This is a genomic window from Levilactobacillus suantsaii, assembly GCF_004115745.1.
GTDB lineage: Bacteria > Bacillota > Bacilli > Lactobacillales > Lactobacillaceae > Levilactobacillus > Levilactobacillus suantsaii.
In genome coordinates this window covers 37,922-60,466 of record NZ_QXIL01000005.1, presented here as the reverse complement: position 1 = coordinate 60,466, position 22,545 = coordinate 37,922, and the positions used below count along the sequence as shown (strand labels likewise).

At 50.2% G+C, this 22,545-nt stretch carries 16 protein-coding genes; all 16 read right to left on the bottom strand.

The genetic code is table 11. From position 1 onward, the window contains the following. Positions 1-38: 38 nt before the first annotated feature. Positions 39-1,559, bottom strand: a complete 1,521-nt coding sequence (locus tag DXH47_RS03995) for a CapA family protein (protein ID WP_129031782.1) — start codon at positions 1,557-1,559, stop codon at positions 39-41. After that, positions 1,544-3,229 carry a Mur ligase family protein gene (locus DXH47_RS03990; protein WP_129031780.1) on the bottom strand — a complete coding sequence of 562 codons (1,686 nt, stop codon included), beginning with the start codon at positions 3,227-3,229 and terminating at the stop codon, positions 1,544-1,546. The genes DXH47_RS03995 and DXH47_RS03990 overlap by 16 nt, the downstream gene beginning before the upstream one ends. A gap of 180 nt (positions 3,230-3,409) precedes the next feature. Beyond that, entirely contained in the window at positions 3,410-3,664 is a 255-nt protein-coding gene (locus DXH47_RS03985; RefSeq protein WP_129031778.1) for a hypothetical protein, read from the bottom strand. Between the two features lies 1 nt (position 3,665). Continuing rightward, positions 3,666-5,285: a hypothetical protein gene (locus tag DXH47_RS03980; protein WP_129031776.1), complete on the bottom strand. Its 1,620-nt coding sequence runs from the start codon at positions 5,283-5,285 to the stop codon at positions 3,666-3,668. Positions 5,286-5,297: 12 nt separating this feature from the next. Continuing rightward, positions 5,298-6,032 (bottom strand): glycosyltransferase family 2 protein, encoded by a 735-nt coding sequence (locus DXH47_RS03975; RefSeq protein ID WP_129031774.1) that lies wholly within the window; start codon positions 6,030-6,032, stop codon positions 5,298-5,300. A 2-nt stretch (positions 6,033-6,034) separates the two neighbouring features. Further along, positions 6,035-7,636: a phosphotransferase gene (locus DXH47_RS03970; protein WP_129031772.1), complete on the bottom strand. Its 1,602-nt coding sequence runs from the start codon at positions 7,634-7,636 to the stop codon at positions 6,035-6,037. A gap of 4 nt (positions 7,637-7,640) precedes the next feature. After that, on the bottom strand, positions 7,641-8,072 hold the full coding sequence (locus tag DXH47_RS03965) for an HAD family hydrolase (RefSeq protein ID WP_202882352.1): 432 nt from the start codon (positions 8,070-8,072) through the stop codon (positions 7,641-7,643). 58 nt (positions 8,073-8,130) lie between these two features. Further along, the gene (locus tag DXH47_RS03960) at positions 8,131-9,672 is read right to left on the bottom strand and encodes a glycosyltransferase family 4 protein (protein WP_129031770.1); all 1,542 of its coding nucleotides are present in this window, start codon (positions 9,670-9,672) and stop codon (positions 8,131-8,133) included. A 13-nt stretch (positions 9,673-9,685) separates the two neighbouring features. Next, the gene (locus tag DXH47_RS03955; RefSeq protein ID WP_129031768.1) at positions 9,686-11,209 is read right to left on the bottom strand and encodes a glycosyltransferase; all 1,524 of its coding nucleotides are present in this window, start codon (positions 11,207-11,209) and stop codon (positions 9,686-9,688) included. Between the two features lie 19 nt (positions 11,210-11,228). Then, positions 11,229-11,423, bottom strand: coding sequence for a hypothetical protein (locus DXH47_RS03950; RefSeq protein ID WP_404820004.1), 195 nt, complete (start codon positions 11,421-11,423; stop codon positions 11,229-11,231). Positions 11,424-11,428: 5 nt separating this feature from the next. Then, complete coding sequence (locus DXH47_RS03945; RefSeq protein ID WP_129031766.1) at positions 11,429-13,081, bottom strand: glycosyl transferase family 1; 1,653 nt, start codon at positions 13,079-13,081, stop codon at positions 11,429-11,431. Between the two features lie 140 nt (positions 13,082-13,221). Next, positions 13,222-14,610 (bottom strand): hypothetical protein, encoded by a 1,389-nt coding sequence (locus DXH47_RS11750; RefSeq protein ID WP_191985851.1) that lies wholly within the window; start codon positions 14,608-14,610, stop codon positions 13,222-13,224. Between the two features lie 30 nt (positions 14,611-14,640). Further along, positions 14,641-19,065: a KxYKxGKxW signal peptide domain-containing protein gene (locus DXH47_RS03935; protein ID WP_225423491.1), complete on the bottom strand. Its 4,425-nt coding sequence runs from the start codon at positions 19,063-19,065 to the stop codon at positions 14,641-14,643. 695 nt (positions 19,066-19,760) lie between these two features. After that, positions 19,761-20,663 (bottom strand): RluA family pseudouridine synthase, encoded by a 903-nt coding sequence (locus DXH47_RS03930; protein ID WP_129031764.1) that lies wholly within the window; start codon positions 20,661-20,663, stop codon positions 19,761-19,763. Further along, complete coding sequence (locus tag DXH47_RS03925; protein ID WP_129031763.1) at positions 20,660-21,463, bottom strand: NAD kinase; 804 nt, start codon at positions 21,461-21,463, stop codon at positions 20,660-20,662. Before DXH47_RS03925 ends, DXH47_RS03930 begins: the two co-directional genes overlap by 4 nt. An 82-nt stretch (positions 21,464-21,545) precedes the next feature. Further along, positions 21,546-22,196 (bottom strand): GTP pyrophosphokinase, encoded by a 651-nt coding sequence (locus tag DXH47_RS03920; protein ID WP_170954946.1) that lies wholly within the window; start codon positions 22,194-22,196, stop codon positions 21,546-21,548. Between the last annotated feature and the right edge of the window lie 349 nt (positions 22,197-22,545).

Sequence of the window (22,545 nt, the reverse complement as noted above, 5' to 3'; positions counted from 1 at the left end):
CCTTTTAATTTTTGATCAGGAGACTAATACTCTGTTTGCTAAAATGGGAGGACTAGGGCATTGACGTTCCCCGCCAACTGCGTCACTGCAAACCGCGGTTGATTGAACTGGGCCACCTTCTCAAAGTCAGCGGCCGAGACAAAGTCCGGTTGCCAAAAAGTTTTTAGGTTATTGGCGTAGATGGGGCACCAATAGAGTTGTCGCTTGGCCAAATCTAACCGTAAAACCGCCGCATACGGCGGAACCCCCCGGCGTTCAAACTCACCATCGTTATTGAAGACACCATTGCCAATGCTGTAAAGGACTGGTACGGCCCCCACGTATTCGATCGGTTGCAGACGGTGGGGCCCATGACCAATAATTAAGTCCGCTCCCGCCCGCACGAGTCGTTCAGCGGTCGTCCGTTGCGCGGGTTTAATGACCCCGTAATCGGTCCCCCAGTGTGCACTCACGATGACCGTCGCCCCTGGATGGCTCTGTTTATATTGCCGAATATCATCAGCCATCATCGTATCTAGACAATTCACCCCGGCATGGTCCGCACTCGCGTAAAAATCAAACAGATTATATGCTGGATTACGGTACCAGTACCCATTAAACAACGCCACTTGCTGATTGCCGTAGGTCAATTCAACGATTTTACGAGCTTCTAACCGGTCATTTCCCGCGCCAATGGTCGAGATTCCCGCCTGATTAAATTGAGTCAGTGTCGTGGACAGTGCCCGTGACCCGTAGTCGTTGGCGTGATTGTTCCCTAACATAGCTAAATTAAAATGAAGATGCTTAAACTCAGCTAACGTTGGTGCTGCAGCCGCATCTAAGACGAACGGTTTGACGGCATCTAATGGACTCACCCCCTGGGCAAATACTGCTTCAAAGTTAAAGACATTGTACGCATCACGCCCAAAGAATGGACGGAGCTTTTCAAACGAATGACTATAGCCGAATTTTTGCAGAGCATCTTCCCTGCCGTGTCGCTTGCGGCGCCGCGTATAGTCCTCGCCAAAATAAGTATCCGCCAAGAAGTTGACCACTGGACTCGTCAACGTAACGGATTCGACCTTTGGTGTCCCTGGCTGTGCGTCTACGGTCACCATATCCTCTGCTAACGCATCCGCATAGGCAACGTGGGGACTATCCAAGACTGCCAACACGTGTTTTTGCCGCTTAGCGACCCAAAACAGCAGCCCTGTCCGCTCTTGTTGATCTTGAAAAATCGAGCCTAGCGTTTTACCCGTCTTCGTCAATTGCGACCGTTTCTGCAGCCAGTGGCCATTGAACATGGCGTGTTGTGCGCCCAATAAACTAAAGACTTCGTTTGGGAGTTGGCAATAAGCCGCCCCAATTTTTTTCAGATCCGCCAGGTACGTTCGTTGAGCCCGCTTCGTTGGCCGACCGGTAATGTTATGCGTGGTATCTGCCGTTAATCCTAAGGTCCGACCCATATGTTGAACCCCAATGAACGCTTTATGGTTACTGCCATACAGATATTCCGCCAAATTAAGAATGACATCCGGAACCGACGCCACGATAGCAGCGGTGACTAATTCATAGACCAATAGCTGGTCCCCTTGCGGACGTCGACCTTGTTGACACTGCGTTCCGCCGCTAGATCCGTGACGATGGGCACCTGGTCCGTCAACCGTAATTTACCGTTCGCCAGGCGTTTAAGTACCTCCAAAACGACCAATAATCGGCCAACACCGATGGTCACGTATGCCGCCTCATTTTCCGCCACGACCGACATGGCAAAATGATTATGATCACTACTTGTATAGGCCAACCGTTTTGCTAACCGCGGGGCAATTGAATCGATTGTGCTATCTCGGCTACTTCCCTTGATAAAGATGACCAAATCTTGGTGTGGTTCCGCAGCAATTGCCCGTAAAATCTGATTGGGTGTCGTATAGTAACCAGCAAAAGTCCCTGGTTGGGCTACCGGAATCACCTGGTCGATTTCCGGTCCATAAAGATAAAAGTGATCAAAATGCGCTTGATTTAATGATTCCAGGACTTCCTTGTGGACCTGGTAAGCGTGCTGCCGCAAATTGATGATGCGTCCCGCAATAAAAATCTTTCGGGTCCGTTCCCCAACAGGATAATTCTGGGCATAATCAATAAAATTCTTAACCGATAGTCGCTCAGCGTTATGCGTGTCATCAATAATCGTGACATGGCGTTCATTCGCTTCAAAATGCATTACTTTTCGGGTAGTTGTATGTGCGCACTGCTGACTGAACTCGGCCATAATCGCGGAACTCATGGTACCTCCTAGTAAATCGTAGGCAGCTAAGGCGCCAATCACATCACTAATGGTCCCCGTATCTAATCCCGATACCGATAGCGTCGTCAGCTTATTTTCCCCGTGAAATAATGTTAATTGGCCATCCGTGACTTGCCCCCGATAATCACTATCCGCAGCCAATCCGTACGTGACCAAATTTTTAGTGAACCGGTAGACGTCGGTTTTAACTTCCGCAATATTCTTAATGTCCGCATTGACTAAAAATGGTTGACCAGGTTTTAAAGCGACCCCCATCCGAGTCTTAATGTCCGCTGTGCGACTGGCACTCCAGCCCTTTTGCCCCGCATCGACTTGGGTCAAGACAGCCAAATCAAGCGACAATAGCGACGCTACGCCACCCAACCCGTGACCGGGTTCCTTGTAGCTCAGTCCCGTAGCAGCAATCTCTAAAACGTTGAATTGCCGACAATCGTGGTTCATCGCCTGAATTTTGACACTGGTCCGGGAGTTGAGATTCCCTGGTGTGGTGCTGGTCGTGCCAATGTGGCTCAGTAAGTCTGCGATAAATTTTCTGGTCGTACTCTTACCGACCGTCCCCGTGACGCCAATACTCTTACCGGTGTAATCTTTGGCCGTCGCAACGACTAATTTTTCCAGAGCATCGTACGCGTTTGGGACCATCAATTGAGGAACTTCGGCTTCAGTAACCGGCCGTTCGACAATGGCCATTCCTATGTACGGCTGTAGCGTTAAAACCATTGAATGATTGTCACGAAACGTCGTGGCGTAAATTCCGGTGTTTTTCGTCCCCGCTTGCCAATGCTTGAGCGACATCGCAAAAAGTAGATTTGCCGGCCCGATATCCTGTCGCAACTCACCCTTATACAGGGCATAATGCAGCACAGGTTGATCCATATCTGCTGGTGCCTTCACCCATTTTCCGCCTACGATTGCTGAAATTTGCCGCATCGTTAGTGGTTTCATCCCATCGACCTCCTCACAAAGTTAAAATGCACCAATTGCTCGTCGTCACTCAACTGGCCCTCCACCATGACGCGTAAGTTGGCACATTTACGAAAACAATCATTTACTTACAGCTATCGACATCCCCACTTCACCTCATATCTCCGTGGAACGTCTTTTCAGTTAGTCCTGAGCTAACCTTTACTTCGCTTGTTTCATCGGTCCAAACAGCTGGTGCTTCACCAAATAGGTGTATGTTTGTTCATAACGCTTGAACCGGCCGTTGAAGAACTTCTGTAAATACGTCCAATACTTGACGTCGTGGGTAATCTCTAAGGCCATTTCGACCACCCGTTGACGGGTCTTACGTTTCTGAGCTTTTCGTAATCGTTCGATTTCGGCATCGAACAGCGCAATCATTTTCTGCGGGTCCTTTCCAACTGCCTCTTCAAACACCTTAAATCCCGTGGGGAAGAACGCCTGAAAAACGAACTTGGTCTGTACCACGCTGTTCTTGGCAACCGGTTTTCCCTGGTCCACAAAGTATAGATACCGGGCCAAAATATAACCGGCCGTTTCGGCGTCCATCCGGTGATGTTGCATATGAAAACGCCCGAAGAAATCCGTGATGCCGCAAGGCTTCGGCTTGATCACCTGGTGATAAGACCCCCTGGCGGAGCAACCAACCCACGACCAAGGTACTGAAACGGTTCCCCGTGCGAGCGCTACTCATCAAATAAGGGGCACTATCGGCTGGTTGTAAATCGTGTTCCAACCAGAAATCAAGTAAGGTCTGACTGACGCGCCCATCCCGTTCGCAAGTTCGCCAAATTTTGGCAGCTTGATCTGGCGTGATACCCGGCAACTGATACTGAACTGACTGGGCATAATCCCCCGGTTGGTCGGCTAAAGGTGACGCCAATGGTCGCAACCACTCACGCGGCGAGAAGTCTTTATTCTGCCGAAAGTCTTGCATCTCTTGGTATTCCGCCGATGTCATCCGACCAAAAAGGTCCGCCGTGGGGTGCTGTAATTTTTGCAGAATATTCTTGGTCGCCACTTCTTTAACTGGTGGCTGTTCGGGTTCGGGTGCCGACTTACGCCACCAGTGCTTACGTTTAGGCTCTGTCGATTCCGCAGTAACGGGTTGAGCCAAAAACTGGTCCAAAATCGTTTGCGACCTAAAAGTGACCCCGAGTTCATTGTGGCGCAAATGCCCCGCTTGACCGGAATGGAAAAAGTCGGAAAATTCGATGGGCAAAGTCACCTTGCCTAAACTCTTCGCGGCAACTAAAGTACCGATACGAAAATGGGTGGCAAGCAACCCAAAGTACGTCGCGTAAAGCCGCTGGAAAAATTGCGGAAATTGGGTTCCCCCCTGTTCTGTGTAGGTCTTAAGATCCCTTAGCAAGAACCGAAAATTAATGACTCGATAGTAATCACGCAAAACGGGATAGTCCCGGACGAACGGGTAAATGAAAAACTGGATGTTAGCAACTAATTCCCGGTTCAGATATAACTCGGCGGCGTCAAAGTTGATTAGCTTTGCCATATCCTCGCGATACCCCATAAACGCAAAGTCCGCGAATTGGACCAACCGGCCAGACCGCGCCTTGAAAATGGCAATTTGGCGGTGAAATTCCTGCGGGAACGCGGTGAGGCCCCGTTGCTCGGCCACTTCACGGACCAACGGCAAGGGATCCGGCTCATCCAACATCTTCATCAATTTTCGTGTTGCCGGTAACGCCCGGTCCGTTCGGGTCTTGATCACGATGGCGTCGTCCGGAATAAAATCCAAAGCCGCCTGAAGCTGTGTGGCTTGGCGCCAATAATTAAAGGAGTTCGTCGTCGAGCGACCGATTTTCTTTTCGAGCGGCTGTGAGGTGACTACCGCCACGTGATTGGCAGCTAATTGCTGGTCCAAACCCGGAATGGTGGCCACCTCATCGCGCCAAGTGCTCAACACGATACCCTGAATGATGCCTTGGTCGCGACACCGCAACAAATAGTCCAGCATCAACCGAAAATCCACTTCGTCCCGTAACGTTCCACAAATGACTGCCCACACAGTTCGCACAATGAATCCCTCCTAGTCCGTCGTTGACGGCTTTTTAGCGTCCCGAAAAACGGCCAATTCTTCCGGCGTACCCAACACATGGACCGTCTTCGCCGGAATCTCCTTGGTGGTCACCGTCCCCGGGTGATCTTGAATCAAATAATGATAAAACGAGGCCACGAAGGTCTCGCCGTAATCTTCACGGACCTGGGCCGCGTGATGGTGGTACAGGTTGGCAAAATCCAAGAAACGGTCAAAGTAATAAAACCCGACCGACGCTAACGATGAAATGTGTTTCTTTTCGACCACGTCAACCACCTGACCCTGATCGTTCAACTTCACGAATGACCAGTGGTCGCCCGGCGCGGAAAAGGTGGTCAAATGACCGGTACAATTCGTCAAATCCGACCGCAGAATTTGACCGGGTTCAACGTAGGTGTCGATGTTATAAATCGCGACACTTTCCAGCGGGTTCACCACGGTCAAGGCCGCCATGACGGTCGCCGCTTGCCCCGATGTCAAGGCATCAATCTCCACCAACTGGTAATTTTGAATCCCAGCGGCCGCAATCAATTCCTTAAGCCGGTCCGGGTCGTACTGTCCCTGCCGGACCACAAAAAAGAACTTTTCGTGGATAAAGTCCTGCAGTGAGCGCATCGCCCATTCAAATAAAGTCTTCCCGCGCACCTCAATTTCGTGCTTGGGCTGGGTGTAACCGACCCGCTTGAACCGCGACCCGCGGCCCGCCATCGTAATCACAAGTTGCATGTCTAATCCTCCCTTACTTGAGCCATAAACGGCGCAAACTTAGTGACCCCGACCGCCAACATGGCCTTTTGACGTTCTGGTTTATCTTTGTGTAACGGAATCATACTCAAGAACAGCAACGCCTCAATCAGTTGGATTTGACGATAAACCGTTGTATCCCCCAGATGTTGCTGCAATTGTCGTTCGAAGAGCTCACCGACCTGTTGTTCATTTCCCGTCACATCTAACTGGTAGTTAATTTTTCCCGTTGTATCCGCCTCAAGTTGGAACATATCCGAAATAATGCAGTCATACTTGCCCGAAAAACTGTGCATCATCTTGGCATAGTCGTACTTGGCATCCCCGTAGATGTCGAAGCGCCCGAACTTACCCCGCGGGTCGATCAAGCGCATCACCCGCTGCGTGTTGTCGTACAAGACATTGCTCAAACAAAAGTCCCCGTGAATGATGCTGAACCGGTGACCGATCAAAACGCCCGATTGAGCCAAGACTTCCGGTAGCGCTGTCAAAATAGTCGTCAGACTAGGAAAAGTCTGACCGTTGATCTGTAACGGCTTATCGGCAATCTCAGCAAAGAAATCCTGTTCCTTGATCAGCCGGTGCAATCGGTCAGTGGTTTTAGTCAGATACATTTCACTGACCGTGGTTCGATACTCGCTTTCATCCACGTCCACCTGGTAGCGTTCCATTTCGGCCCGCAAAAAGAAGAGTTCGTCGATAATCTCCCGCCAGACCCCAATCTCCAAGTTGCCGTATAAAAAGAGATTATGGAGACTCTCGTACGAGAAGTATTCCATTTCAACAAACGGTGCGTTGTAGTTCAACGAATAGTCAAAGATTCGCGGCGCCAAGTAAGTCAAACGCTTGGGCAGCTTCAAATACCACTTGATTTCACCTAGGAATTTGTCGACATCGGTACTCTCTTTGCGCAAAATGCCGCGTTTGAAATCAACGGTCGTGTGATTGAAGAACCGCGCTTCGACCGCTTTTTTGGCCTCGATGTACTTATCACGATGACCAAAGTCCATCCAGTGGGGGGCATCTACCGGCGTCAAGGTTTGGTACTGGTCATAACGACATAAATTATCATAAAATCCCCGCTGGCCTTGCCAGTGCTCAGCTAACCAGTCGCCCGCACTCAGGGTAAAGACCCCCACGGCAGCGTGCAGTGTTTCGCTGGTCGGGACTGGCACAACCTTATCGTTAAAGGCTAAATGGTGCTGGTCATCGACCGTAACGGTGGTCCACCGCCCAGCGTCGGCGACCGTGTGCGTCAAGATGACGTCCGGTTGGGTCACGGCGTCAGATTTGACCACGGTATCGCCAAAGATGATGGTTAAGGTTCCCAGCGGTTCCTGGTCCCGCAACTGGGCCAAAGCCTGGGCGACCGACTCGCTCAGACTCAGCCCATCGGCGACCACCAGGGGGTTGATAACTAAGTGCTTAGTTTGGATATAATCCGTAATCGTGGTGTCTTGGGCGTTGACCACGATAAATAACCGGTCGTAAGCGGCCGCATACTGGGTCACGGTTCGGTCGATGATCCGTTCACCATCGGTCACGGGAATCATGGCGGGATAGATAGAACCAAAATTATTTTGCATATCTTCAGCCACCTTGGCGGCTGATAGCATCACTAGAGTTCGCCTCAATGCACGTCACGCTCCTTTGCGACCAACGCTTCCAGTTCCTCGGGCGGGTGATAAACTCACTGGGCCGAAACGCCCGGTCATCGATGTAGTATCCCCCACGACCCGCCCAGGGCTTACCAAAGAGGATCTCATCGTAGGGCACCGCGTATTTGGCCAGCCACTGGGCGGTCATGGGCGCCGTGTACTTGTTGATTTTTCCGAGATTGCCCTTGTAGGTGCGCATCTGCCGTGACGTAAACAAGATGATATGAAATCCCGCGGCCTGGTAGCGTCGCAATTGGTCAATCACTTGCGTCTTCGGCGCCACGTCTAGGTAACTTTGTTCCGACGTCTTCAAGTCACATAATGTCCCGTCAATGTCGACCACTAAACTGGTTGTTTGATCCATCGCTATATCTCCCAACTCCTGTTGACTGACTTAACCTAACGACTGGGCAACCGGCTACTTAAGCAGTCACCGTAGCTTGTGGCGTTTTGGCCGCAAAGTAATCGATCAATTCCTGCCACTTGGCATAAACCGCGGCGGCGGAGTAGCGCTTAGCGTTGTCATATGCGGCTTCACGGTACTGGTCCAGCAATTGTGGATCATTGAATAACTTCAGCATCGCGTCGGCTAATTGTTGGACTTGACCGTCCTGCGTCAAGATCCCACTGACACCATCCTGAATGATATCACTTGGGCCGTATTTGACGTCGTTAGCAATCATCGGCACACCATGGGCTTGGGCTTCCAGCAAGGTCAAAGAGAACCCTTCGGCCCGACTTGGCAGTAGGCCCAATTCTGCCCGGTTGTAAACTGCGTTGACGTCCATCGTGTACCCCTTAAACAACACCGCGTCTCCTAAGTGGAGCTTGGCAACTTGTTGATGCAACTTCTTAGCAGTATCCCCGTTGGCGTAGCCCCATAGTTCCAGCTTAGCGTCTGGGAATTGCTGGTGGACCTGCGCAAAGGCCTTGATGGAGTGTTCCTGTTGCTTTTCGGGAGCTAAACGGGCCACATGGATGACCAGGTGTTTCTGCCGTTGCGTCCCGTCATGGTGTGGGGCCGCCAAAGTAGCATCGCTGACGTACCCAACTGGAATCGTGAAGGCTGGAATATCGGTCCCAAAACGGGCTTGGACGTCCCGTGTCTGTTCTGGCGTAGCCGAAATGACCGCGTCCCATTGTTGCCAGTTCACCAGCGCATTTTGGTAATTATTATTGAGCGGTGAATGCAACATGTCGTTTGAATCACTGACATGGTTATTATGCAAGTGCAAGACCCGGTAGACCGGGGTCTTCATGTTGAACAATCCCCAGTCACATTCCACGGTCCGGTCACAGATCATCACGTTGCGTTCCTCGTTCAAACTGTTGAGTTCATCGTAGAAGAACCGCGTCAACGCGTTCATCCCGCGGAAGGTCCAACTTTGGCCCTTGTAATTCAAGACACGCCAGCTGATTTGTTCCTTACCAGCCCGATTCAACAGATGGCTCTTCTCGACGTGGACTTGACCGTCAGGACCGAAGTATTGTTCCAGCGCGATTTTGCCATCCCAGTCGAAATTTTGCTCTAAGCACTTGAAACCCCGAACATCCCACCAGGTCATCTTCAGAGTCCGGCCATTGACGTCGAAATATTGGATGTTGCTGATGACATCCGAATCAGCTGACCGTAAGTAGACAATCATCAGTAGCTTGCCCTGCATGAAGACCTGACATTGCTTATCCTTTTGGCTCACCGTGGTATTCGCAGGAAGCGCCAAAGTCTTCAAACTCATCTCCCGCGGTGCCACGTCACTGCTGCCACAGAAGAACTCAAATAAGTTCACGAAATTTTTCCGGTCAATCCCAGATTGTTCCAACACATCGGTCAAGTTCATCGCAAAAATGCGCGTCACGATTTTAGCCGGGATACCATGCTGGTTAAAGAGCCGTAACCGATTGATCTCGGCGTGTTCGATTCCGGACTTAGAAAATTGCATATTATCATTTAAAAAGTAGTACATCGTCATTCCCCCTCTACGCCAATACTGGTTGCCCTAAAAGCTTCTGCCAGCGGTTCCAGACCTTTTGTTGCGTCCAAGTGGTATGCGCCGTATGGTACGCCGCCGTACTCAACTTAGTCCACAAATCGGGGTCCTTGAACAAGTCGGCGATCTTTTCAGCCACAGCGAGTGGATTCCCAGGAGCGACTAAGTACCCGTTGGTGCCCGATTCGAGGACTTCCTTTGGGCCGTAGTTGAATGGATAACTGACGACCGGAACGCCATGACTCAGGGCTTCCAGCATTCCGAGTGGTTCCGCATCGGCTAAGGACAAGTTGACCATCGCCCGGTAGCGGTCGTAATGCTGGCTCAGTTGCGGGTCGTAATCCTTAAAGGTTACGGCATCCGTCAGGTTCAATTCCTTGACCAAGGCAGTCATTTGCTTGACATAATCGGCTTGACCGTACCCGTACAAATCAAAGGAGGCGTCAGGAACACGGTCCTTGACCAAGGCAAACATCCGTAAGAGTTGGTCGACTTGCTTGTCTGGCGCGATCCGACCCACGTATAGCAATTGGTGCCCCGGCCGTTCGGTGACCGGAACCACTTTGGTCTTGTTAGCCGGCGTCGTGGTGACCGGTGGTACGGCCGCCACCCGGATGCCCGGAAAACGGGCGGACAAGTGGTCAGCTTGCTTGGTGGTCGCCGTGATAAAGCCATCAAACTGTTGGTAATGCTCGAAGGCCGGTTGTAAGAAACCGTCGAGTTCCGCGTGCAAGGGATCACTGGGGTCCTTCACGTGATTAATCGGTAAGTACAGGTATTTCTTCGCCGCACTGGTCAAGCCCAATAACGGTTGAACCGCCGTTCCCGGCCGGTCACCGATAAAGGTGGTCTGACCAGTATCCTGGCGAGCTAACTCTTCCAAGAAGAAGCTAAACAAATCGTCACTGTTTTGGAAGAACCGGTCACCCTTCCCTTGATAATTCTTCAAGATAATTCGCGATGTCAGCGGGTTCCCTGCCGTATCCGGAACCAGGTATTCATCCATCACGATACGTCCAGTCGGGGTGTAGTACCGTTGCATCATCAATTTCCCGTTCTGACCAAAGTACTGGGTAGCGGACTTGAACCCCCGCCAATCCCACAGATCAGTCTCAATCACGTTACCTAGCGAATCCATGAATTCCTGGTAGAAAACTCGGCCAATGGTGCCCGGGATAAAGCCGACGTTACCGGTCTGCACGTCACCTTCAAAGACCCGGCTGAAGTTGGCTCCAACCATGACTTCCGATTCAACTGGCAGGTGAATGTCGTCCGTATGTAGGACTTTCGGGGTCCCCAAATCGGTAGCTTCTTGAAAGAAGTCGAACATGTTGACAACGTCATGATTTCCCAACCCAAAGGTGTCCATCGTCCGGTGCAGGAGCCGGTCATAAATCTTGGTTACGATTTTAGCGGGTTGTTTGTAATGGTTGAACAATTTGACCCGCTTCATCGCGGTATGTTCAACACTTGAGTTTTTTTGCAAAATATATTCATTAATAAAGTAAAACACGGCACTCACTCCATTCTACTTAATATTCCCACGGGTACTTACCATTGCGGTCTTTCTTGGTGTGCTTCATCATATATTCGGTCCGCTTATCGATACGCTTACGGGTCTTCTTCTTATTATGCGCGCGAACACATAAAACAATAATACCCAAAATGATGTATAGCAGCATGCGCAAGAAAAACTGAATATTCTTATAAGCAATTACTGCTCCCACGATTGTCATAGGCTCACCCCTTGATTGGTATAGCTATAGTAGTTAAGCAGTCCTGATAGGAAATGTTCACAATCATCGATTCGCGTCCGGAAGTGGTCGTGCCGGGCGAAGAAGCCCCCAACGAATTTCGATGGATGGTAAAAGTACATCGCCAGTTCTGGCTGGAAGCTTCCCGTTTCCAGTTCATAACTCGCTCGGTAACGCCAAGCCCGATGGAGCCGGCCTAAATCATATGGCGCCAGCAAATCATCGTTACCGGTTCGCTTAATGAGATCGGTCATCTTGATTGCCGCATCCAGAAGTTCCAACAAGGTCGGGTAAGACGTATCCCGTTCCTCGATAAAGGTCAAATGGTTGTAGACGTTCTCCAACCCCATCTGCATGTAATCACGGTTGGCTGGGAAAATCTGCAAGGCTTCATTAATAGCGTAAGACAACCAGTGGTCATGGTACTTACCGTAATGGTGCGCCACCATAAAGTCCAAAGTTTGTTGCATCAGTTGCGCAACCTGGTCGTTAGGAACTAGTTCATAGTAACGCGCCATCGCAAAGGTGATTTCCCCTTCATAGTAAATAATCCGGAAAGCATCTTTGACCGTTAAGTCGGCATTGAGCACGTGATTGAACTGTCCTGACGGCTTCAAGAAACTCGTGATTCCAGCAAAAGCTTGCTGGATGATGGGTAAATACTCATCATCCTGGGTGACTTCTTGATATTTACATAGTGCCAACATCAGCATTGCCTGACCGCCCAGCTTCAACTCAATACTACCATCTTTTCGGGGTTCACTGACGAAGATGGCGTCACCTTTAGTAAGAACCAAGTTTTTAATTCCCCATTGAAGCGCTGACTTGACTTTGGGCAGATCTGCCGTTCGCCCCGTAAAATTAATCGCTTCCAATAAAGCGTAAAGCGAGGAAAAATGGCGCACGCTGTTATAACTGCTCAAGATACGTTGCCGGGCTGGGTAGTATCCATAGATAAACTGACCGCTATCTTTGATTTGCCGGCATAAGAAAGCTTCGCCTGCTGTAATCGTTGTGCGTAACTCGGTATTCAAATCCGTCAGTTGGCGAATCCCCTGGCCATGGACATCTTGGCTCAGTTTGCGAATTTTATCGCCATCATAGAAGATGCCTGCCGTCAAAAACGTCCATACAAATGAAGACTCAGCCAAATCTTGTGGTTGTTCCCCATTGCGGCGGGTCAGGTACTTTGTCATAGCCGGGAAATCAAGATAGCTATTGGAGGCCGTCTTACCAATTTTATGGCCTTTCCCGGGCCTGATGAACTCATGACCGTTGATTTCCATTTCTAGTAATGCGGTCTTAAAGTCGGAATCAAAGCTAATTCCCCGGCGCCAATAGTTCATCCGAAATAGTTTCTTCAGTTGCTGCTGCAACCGACTCAGTTCAATCTTTTGAATGGCTTGGGGCACGTCGATGCGGACCCAGGCTGTATTGGGTGTCGATGCCATGAGCGTTGCTACTTGGTCCCAGGCCTGATTAAAGCTCGTTCCCCGGAAGAAATGGACCTCGTCTCGGTGTCGCTGATCAGACGTTGAGACCGCCAAAGTAAAGGTCCCGGTCGCTACATCACAGAGGTCGCCTAAATCAGCCACCCGCGCTTTGAGTTCTTTCACAATTGTCTTCTTCATTGGATAACCGCCCACCTTAATCATTAAATTTAAAAACTCATATGTACGCAGAAACTTCCACAGGTAAAACCTATGGAAGTTTCTTGCCTAACTCGATTGTACTAATCTTGTTGCACAAACGAAACTATTTAGTCTCGTTTTTAATTATCATCGTGCTTACGCCGCTTGCCAGCGAAGAACCACCAGGAGCCACCAGCCAAGGCAATGAGGGCGGCTGCAAGAGCACCCCACAACGTCTTGTGATCCGATTGCTCATCAGCTGAGCGGTTGACGCCGTCATTCGTTTCACCCGCGGTTGCAGCTTGCGAGCCATCCGCAGCTTTCTTCTTGTTGGCTGCTTGCTTCTTATCCGAATTGTTAGTATCGGAATCAGAATCGCTGACTGCTTGATCCGCTGAAGCTGCAGTGGTCAAATCAACTGGTGCTTGCGGTGCCGGTGCTTGTGGTGCTGACGCCGTTGCTGCCGTTGCCGTTTCACTTGGGTTGACACCCCGGTAAATTGGCGTTGCAGCTAAGTTGGTTGCCACTGCCGTTTGCGTAGCGGTTCCTTGGTTACCAGCCCCACTGTTCGTTGCATTAGTGGTTCCAGTAGTCGTGGTTCCTGAACCGTTGTTAGTGCCACCGGTAGTAGTCCCAGATCCATTATTGGTGTTGGAACCAGTGTTGGATCCATTACCGTTGCCAGTTCCAGCATCACCTGCTGAGCCGGTATCTGCATCGGTGTCGCTATCAGAGTCCGTATCACTGTCAGTATCGGAATCGCTGTCAGTGTCGGAGTCACTGTCGCTATCGGAATCCATATCACTGTCGGTATCGCTATCGCTGTCCGTATCGCTGTCGGTGTCGGAATCGGTATCGCTATCGGAGTCCGTGTCACTGTCAGTATCCGAATCAGTATCGCTATCGCTGTCAGTATCACTGTCGGTGTCGGAGTCCGTATCGCTGTCAGTGTCGGAATCACTGTCGGTATCCGAATCAGTGTCGCTATCGCTGTCCGTATCACTGTCAGTATCCGAATCACTGTCGGTGTCAGAGTCCGTATCGCTATCGGTGTCGGTATCGCTGTCCGTGTCGCTATCAGAGTCCGTATCGCTGTCAGTATCGGAATCACTGTCAGTATCCGAATCAGTGTCGCTATCAGAGTCCGTATCACTGTCAGTGTCGGAATCGGTATCACTATCGGAGTCTGCGTCACTGTCGCCTTCGTCATCGCTATCATCGGAATCAGAATTATCTTCAGCGCCAATTGCTAAATTAGCGTAAGAGTGCGCATCACTGGCTGAACTAGAAGCCTTGTCTTTTGACTCTGCTGCAGTAGATGCTGCATCAGAGGCCTCTGCAGCGTGACTTTGAGCAGCCGAGTTATCACCCGCTGCTTCAGCGGAATTAGCATTTTCATAAGCTTCGGAGGCAGCTGCAGCCGCGGAAGAAGCAGCAGTGGCTGCAGAAGCAGCTTCACTAGCAGCATTTGTAGCTTGAGCTGCATATGAGCTAGCTGCCGAATTCTGACCACTATATTGATCCGCCACATTCGCGTAAGAATTTGCGACGGAAGCATATTATCCGGCTTCGTTAGCCGCAGAAGACGCCATCGTTGCGGAGGATGAAGCAGCTTCACTAGCCGTTGCGTTGACCGTCAATTGACCGGCACCTAACGTAGTCGTTGCTGTACCAGATGTTACAACCAGGTAGTAGTACCCTGCATCGCTGGACTTAACATTACTTAAACTCAGAGTTGCATCTGTCGCTCCGGAAATTGCCGTACCACCAGAAGTGGCATCAGTTGTGGAGTAGTACCACTGATAAGTGACAGAGTCATCATCGGAAGTGGTACCACCAACTGGCTTCCAGTCAAGTTTACTACCTGCATCGACTGTTTGATCTTCCAGTCCGCTACCGATTGTAATTTCCTTCGAGGCCGAATAAGTGGTGCCATCTGCGTTGGTGATTGTGGCCGTCAACGTAATCGTTCCACTTGCACCAGTCACTGGGGCAACATAACCATCATCATTAATAGTTGCAATCGACGTATCACTGCTGGTCCAAGTAATTGTTCCCGTAGCGTTCCCCGGATTCGTGGTAGCCGTGTAAACACCCGTTTCGGTGTTCAACAGGTAGTCATCCCCGGAGACTTCGATTCCTGATGCGTCAATGTCCTTATCGTAAACATCGACTTCAGCTAAATTACTGTAGTAATTGGTGGTGTACGATATTGTCGACAAGCCATAAGCCGCACGGAATTGGAACGTTAGGTTTCCGGTAAAACTAGAATCGACCGTTACCGTTAAGGTACTGGAAAGGTTAGCCAAATCCCAGACACTCGTATTTGCTGCCTGGCTCACTGTAATAACATCCGGGACATTACCCGTCGTAAGATTATACCATTCTCCATTATATTGAACATACCAGTAGGCCTTCGTTGCGCCATTAACTGCGATTGCGCCAGTTCTAGCCGCCCCCGTTAACGTAAAGGTACTTCCGGAAGTCGTCGAGGTTACCGTAGCAGGTTGTTGCGTAATCCCGCCCAAAACTGTCCAGCCAAAGATCTTCGTGGCATCACCTGTTGGCTTTGACTGCCAGGATGACAGGTTATTCGAGTAATTTACTGCGTCCACCGCTGCCGAACTACCCAAACTAGCAGCAGTCGTCGCCGCCGTAGCGTAAGAACTAGCTTCAGACATGGCATCATTTGCGGCAGTGACATAAGAACTAGCTTCGTTGAAACTACCAGCTGCAACTGCTGAAGAGGCCATCGTCATGTAACTTGTCGCTGCCGAAGCCGCTTCACTGCCCATTGCTGCCGCGGATTGTGCGTCTTGAGCATAACTGGCGGTCATAGCTGTGTAGGAAGCCCCTAAACTCGTATTAGTCGTATTAGCTGCTGCTAAGGATGAAGCAACCGAAGCCGCCGAGGAGCCTAATTCATTAGCTGCTGAAGCAGCTTCAGTCGCTGCCGTGGCAACGGAATTTGTATAAGATGATTGCGCATCAACCACGCTCTGGGTCGCTGCTGCGGCAGCACTAGAAGCCGCACTAAGATTATCATTGACCAGAGCCAAATAAGTGTTCGCGTCATCGGCGGCACTAGAGGCTTCAGCGAAGTCTGATCCCGTAAAGGTTGCCGCTAAAGAAGCTGCTGAACTGGCAGCCGCCGCGTTAGAAGCAGCCGCACTAGCTGCTGAATTAGCCGCATTCATATAATCTGTTGCGGTTGAATTAAAGTCCGGTGCAGACGAGTAAGCATTGTTCGCATCGTTCGCGTGCGAATTAGCTATAGTGGCAACACTAGAAGCCGCACTAGCTAAGGAAGCCGCCGTTTCCGCATAACTGGAAGCCAAATAATTCGCGGTTGAGTCCTGTCCAGAACCCGCAGCCGCTTTCTGTAAGGCCGTATCAACATAACTCAATGCAGTGCTTGCCGCCGTACTGGTCTGAACGCTGTATGAACTGGCAACCGTCGCATAAGAAGCCGCGTTAACCGCGTAGGAACTCGCGAGATCGTAACTCCCGTTAGTTTCGTTTTCAGCGGCTAAGCTTTGGGCTTCACTAGCTGCTGTAGCGGCTGAAGTTGCTAAAGTTGCGTACGAACTAGCTTCATTGTAACTAGCAACGGCTTTAGTCGCGTAAGAACTTGGCGTAACACCGCTTACATTGGCAATGTCATACATGTTGTCGATTGCCGAACTTGCTGCAGTGGCTGCAGAATTAGCCGCTGAAGCGTAATCCGATGCCAGACTTGCTGAACTCTTCGCCTGCGTTGTGTAATCCCCGTTTTCATCCGTTACAACGACCGTTACAACATCAGATGCTACACTAAAGCTGGTTCCCAGTAAGCCCTTTTTCCCAGTAACAAGGAGTTGATAGTAATAAGTTCCTGCCGAGGCTATTGTTGCCGTGTAGCTATCCGTTTTGCTTGAAGTCGTTGATGCTGAAGTCTGGACCTGTGTCCAGGTTTTACCATCTGTCGACATATACCAAGTATAAGTAATATTTGACGTTGAACTAAGTGATGCTGAATTCGAAACGGTGGCATCAATATTGACACTGTCGCCAACAGATAAAGTATCGTTCGTCACATCCACTGCTACTGAAACGCTACTATCTTCACCAGTTTGTGCATTATCAACATCTGCGTAAAATTCTTGCGCGTACATGGCGGCACTCGAAGCTTGTAAGGTTGCTTCCTGTGTCGTGTTAGCCGCACTCGAAGCTACCCGGTATAACGAATTAGCTTCTTTGGTAGTCGATGCTACCGCTGCCGCAGATGCCGCGCTGCTGGCTACTGCCGCTGCTGATTGCGCAGTAGATGCATATTCAGAAGCCGCTACAACATACAGTGCAGACTGCGATCCGCCACTATACTGAGCGGCATCACTGGCATAACTTGTTGCGTCAGTTGCGGAACTAGCCGCTAACTGAGCACTGCTGCTGGCCATGCTTGCGGCTGTGCTGACCGTTGTAGTCGTCGCCAGACTGGCCGCCGATTCAGCCGTGCTGGTTGCGGTGCTGGCAATAGCATAATTATCGCTACTTTGACTGGCTAATGTTTGAGCCGTGACTAAAGCATCACTGGCTGCCGTGTAATCGCCACTTTCAGCGGCACTATTGGCTGTGCTGTAAGCTGCTTGAGCGGCAGTCGCTAAGCTGTTAGCGGTAATCGCGGCACTCGAGGCAACCTTAGCAGCACTGTTGGCTTGCGAGTAAGCGTTTGCAGCTGTCGAATTGGTTTTATCGTATTGCATCGACTCATAAGCGGCACTAGCTGCCGCCGAAGCCGTAGTAGCCATGGAATTCGCGGCACTGGCTTCAGAGTAAGTCGTACTATTCGTGCTGCTGACCAAACTATTAAGGTTTTGAGCTGCCGCTAATTCTGCCGCTTCGGCTGCGCTTGTAGCTACACTAGCGTAACTAACGGCTGCTTGAACATATGAATCTGCGGCCGTTGAAGCTTTTCCATAGCTAATCGACATGTCTGATGGTACCGAAGCGACATCTAATGCATCTATATACATTGATGCCAAACTATTGTAGTGCAAGGCTAAGTCAGCAGCCGTTGATGTTGCGATATAAGCACTTTGAGCCACTGAATTAGCGGCCGAAACTGGGTTATCAGTCGAAACAGAAGAGGCGCCAGAAGTATTGAATATTTCTGCATAGCTGCTGGCAGCCATCGCAGCGGAAGACGCACTAGCCGCGGTACTAGCAGCTGCAGTGGCAACTGAAGCATATTCGCTACTCAGCTTATCCTCTGCAGTTAATGCCGCAGCCGATTCTGTAGACGCTGCAGACGACACAGTTGCTGCAGTGGCCACGGCCGTCGTAGCGCTTTTACTAGTCGTAGTCGTTTGGGTGACGGCCGACGTAATGTTAGTCGTTAACGTCACATCCGCAACAGTTGCGGCGGCTGAACTTGCGGCCGAATTAATCGTTTGGTCGGCCGTAGCCGTACTAGTGGCCACCGCCGATGTTTGACTCGATTCAGTTGTGGCTGCGCTGACCGCTGACGTGGCACTAGAACTCGTCGTAGCTGAACTCAGGGCTTCACTGGCGACAGTTACGCTGCTTGAAGCTGCACTACTCGCGCTTGAGCTGGTAGCTGAACTGCTACTGGTACTGCTCGAACTACTACTTGCGGCACTCGAGCTAGTAGCTGAACTGCTACTGGTACTACTCGAACTGCTGCTCGTGGCGCTCGAACTGGTAGCTGAACTGCTACTGGTACTACTCGAACTGCTACTTGCGGCGCTCGAACTCGTCGCCGCACTACTAGTACTGCTCGAATTAGACTGGATCTCAGACTCTGTCGTTGTATCCTTAGTAACTACACTACTGCTTTCAGCTTGTGCGGAGGTATCCGCATGAGCCATCATTTGAGGTGCCCCCAAAAGTGAGAACGATGCCATAGCAGTGAAGACCCAGATCTTCCCAACCTTAAACATCTTGTATCTCAGCTTCGGATCACCGTAAAAAGCTTTATTCCGCATGAATTTCACTTTATACGTCCTCCTTTTAAATTACTCACTCGAAAAATAACTCTCCCTAAAATTGATGTATGAGACCATTAAGTAAGATAAGCGATTGCATCTATAATTTGTTCATATTGAAAACAAACGCTTATTCATAAGAAATGTTATCACAAATACATCATATATACCATTAAAAAAGGAACTATTTAATCCAAATATGATTCATAACTAAAAGATAATTAGCGATTCGTTTCACGACTTAATACATTATTTTTTATAAAATAAGAAAAAATATTAGAGTTCTAACTCAATCGACAAAATCGCTCTATGCCGCTAAAGAAAACGATTAAAATACCATCAAACGCCGCAAGTACGCGCTTGCAAAAACATTTTTAACGAAATATTTATTTTTGATTTGTGTATTAATTCCATAATAATTAAAAAAATAATATCTAGACCAATACAATATTTTTGCCCATTTTTAATGTCTTGTGTATAAATTATTGTGGCTTTTTTTACTGTGGTTTTAGACAAAAAAGTTTAAATGGACAACTCATTTTTGGAAGGAATTGCTTCAAAAATTGCGTCGAGATTCTTTTACACCCCTTAATTGCACACGATTTTCTGCCCTTATCGTCAAAATTTTCGTTCAAAAAAACCGTCCATGATCGACAAAATTCATCGATCATGGACGGTTCGTTTTAAATTTTTGGTTAGGAATCTAGTCCTTCATGCGTAATCAAGCTGGCCAAATCGGTCGGTAAAGGTGCGTAGCAAGTTATCCAGCGTTCCAAAAACGGCTGGTAGAACCGCAACCGTGCACAGTGCAAGGCTTGGCGGTGAATCCACGGATTAGTAGCATCGCCGTACAGCCAATCCCCCATCAAAGGATGGCCAATGGCCTGACAATGGACCCGAATCTGGTGCGTCCGACCAGTATGCAGCTTAATTGCCAACAACGTGGCCGTCGTCGACCGCCGCCGACACCAGAGTTCCGTCTTGGCCGCCTGCCCTGAGGCGCGCACGGTCCGCTTGATAAAGGACCCCTCCGCGCGCCCCAGCGGGTACGTGATCACCTGGTGGTCGGGTTCGACTCGGCCAGTAGCGACCGCAATGTAGCGTTTATCCAGTTGACCCAACTTCAACTGCTTATCCAAGATGGAATGGGCAAAGTGGTGTTTAGCAAACAGGACCGCTCCACTGGTGTCCCGGTCTAGGCGTGTCACGATGTGAGTCACCGTGCTGGGCGCGTGAATCGTCGTGAGGTGGCCTTTGACTCGGTTGGCCAACGTATCATCCGGGTACAGATGCGATGGGACACTCGCCATCCCCGCGGGCTTATTGACCACCAGAAAATGGTCGTCTTCATATAAGATGTCTAGTGGCTGAAACGACGTCGCCACGTGCGGGTTGGGCGCTTCCGGGGGCAACTGCAATCCCACAGTCTGCCCCGGGTGTGCCATGGCAATCACCCGGACGGCTTGCCCATCGAGTGTCACGACCCCGCCGTGGAACTTGACGCGTTTGAGATAGGTCCGTGTGACCCCGTGGGCCATGAGCACCGTGCGCACGTGCATCGGCGCGTCCCCCGTGACCGCCCATTCAAAGGCCGTCATAGGCGTTCTCTCCCGATAAAAGACGTCTCCACCCGTTGCCAGAAATGCGTGTGTCGATACTCCGCAAAGGAGATGCGCTGCTGGGCGATACGGTAGGTGATGGCCTTGATGGGCCGACCCTCGATACTGAGTTGGTCACACATCAAGACGTTGCCGGCGGATTTGACCGGTTCGATGCGGATCCATTCATCATCGGGAATAATCAGGGGCGAGCCCAACGTTCGAAAGACCAAATTGTTGATGGACGCAATCTCGGCCATTTGAATCGCGTTGAAACGGGGGTTGATCACGGCACCACCAACGGACTTATTATAAGCCGTCGAGCCGGTCGGCGTGGAGATACACAGGCCATCCCCCCGGAAACTTTCAAAAAATTCATCTTTGATGTAGACATCGGCCACCATGGTTCCCGAGACCTTTTTGATGGTCGATTCGTTTAACGCCAACGCCTGGTCTGGTTGGGTCCCATCGGCGTAATCGACGCGAATCGTGAGTAACGGGTAGCTGACACTTTGGCCATTATCCTGGACCAAACTTTGGATGAGCGCTTGGACCTCGTAGTCGCGCCAATCCGTATAAAACCCCAGGTGCCCAGTATGGATTCCCACGAAACGAATCTTGTCCAAGCGGTCGGAGTAGTGGTGAAACGCCGACAACAACGTCCCGTCGCCCCCCACCGTGACCACGATGTCGGGGTTCAGACTATCGATTTCGACCCCGCCGGCGACTAAGCCCTGATGCAATGCCGTCGCCACTTTGCGGGACGCTTGGCCGTCATTACTATAAATGGATACTTTCATGAACAACGGGCCAATCACCACTGATCACCAGCAGCATGGCCCGCTTCACCTCCTAAATCATTTGATGACTGATTAATCAGGACTACTCGACGTGGTGCGCCGTTGGTGGCGTCGCATCGGTCTTGCCCGGTGTGTAATGTTGCGCTTCTTGAATCTCTTCTCTAATTTCTGACATTTCGGTATCCAGCTTAAAGGCCGCCTCCGCCGTACGTTGCAACCGCTGGCTGAGGTCTTCCGGAAAGGCCCCTTGATACTTATAGTTTAACGAGTGCTCAATCGTAGCCCAAAAGTTCATGGCCAGGGTCCGCACCTGAATTTCCGCTAAAATTTTCTTTTCGCCCGTCACTAACTGGACCGGATATTCTACCACGATATGATACGAACGGTACCCACTTGGTTTTTCATTGTGGATGTAGTCACGTTCTTCCAAAATCGTTAAATCGGTCCGTTGCCGTAAGAGGTCGACGACTTGGTAGATGTCTTCGACGAACTGGCACATGATTCGTAACCCGGCAATGTCTTGCATGTCCCTTTCCAGCCGGGCTTCACTCACGTGACGACGCGTCATTTTTTCCTGGATGCTCGGGACCGGCTTGACCCGCCCCGTCACAAACTCGATGGGCGAACGCTGATTTTGGTTTTCAAATTGTTTACGCATCCCACGTAATTTCACCTTCAGCTCACTGACTGCTTGCTGATAAGGTAGTAAAAATTGATCCCAATTTTCGATCATAACAACTTCCCCCAGCCTTGTTTCCACATTTTACCCCTTGATTTTACCATATTTCGTCCGTAGCCGACTCTAATTCATCACATTCCCCTCGAATTGTGAAACCCTTCTCAACCATAAATAAACGGTTAGGTCAGCTTGCAAACTAAGTGCATTAACCACTTAATTTTTCCCGCAAGACCGGTCTTCCCCGGCATCGCGCCATTGGAAGCGATAAATTTTAAAGCCCCCACTTTTCACACTGATTTTTATAAGGCGTTTAACTTTACCTCCCCGGAAAAATGTTGCATGATTAAGTTGTGCCAAAACGTAAGGGGCATGAACGACTTAGAACGCATGTTCCGATTGCGTT

Excerpts from the sequence above, each read along its gene's own strand:
- DXH47_RS03935 (WP_225423491.1), bottom strand. The coding sequence starts at position 19,065 with ATGCGGAATAAAGCTTTTTACGGTGATCCGAAGCTGAGATACAAGATG.
- DXH47_RS03925 (WP_129031763.1), bottom strand. The coding sequence starts at position 21,463 with ATGAAAGTATCCATTTATAGTAATGACGGCCAAGCGTCCCGCAAAGTG.
- DXH47_RS03930 (WP_129031764.1), bottom strand. The coding sequence starts at position 20,663 with ATGACGGCCTTTGAATGGGCGGTCACGGGGGACGCGCCGATGCACGTG.
- DXH47_RS03960 (WP_129031770.1), bottom strand. The coding sequence starts at position 9,672 with ATGTACTACTTTTTAAATGATAATATGCAATTTTCTAAGTCCGGAATC.
- DXH47_RS03965 (WP_202882352.1), bottom strand. The coding sequence starts at position 8,072 with ATGGATCAAACAACCAGTTTAGTGGTCGACATTGACGGGACATTATGT.
- DXH47_RS03975 (WP_129031774.1), bottom strand. The coding sequence starts at position 6,032 with ATGCAACTTGTGATTACGATGGCGGGCCGCGGGTCGCGGTTCAAGCGG.
- DXH47_RS03945 (WP_129031766.1), bottom strand. The coding sequence starts at position 13,081 with ATGAAGAAGACAATTGTGAAAGAACTCAAAGCGCGGGTGGCTGATTTA.
- DXH47_RS03970 (WP_129031772.1), bottom strand. The coding sequence starts at position 7,636 with ATGCAAAATAATTTTGGTTCTATCTATCCCGCCATGATTCCCGTGACC.
- DXH47_RS03920 (WP_170954946.1), bottom strand. The coding sequence starts at position 22,196 with ATGATCGAAAATTGGGATCAATTTTTACTACCTTATCAGCAAGCAGTC.
- DXH47_RS03990 (WP_129031780.1), bottom strand. The coding sequence starts at position 3,229 with ATGAAACCACTAACGATGCGGCAAATTTCAGCAATCGTAGGCGGAAAA.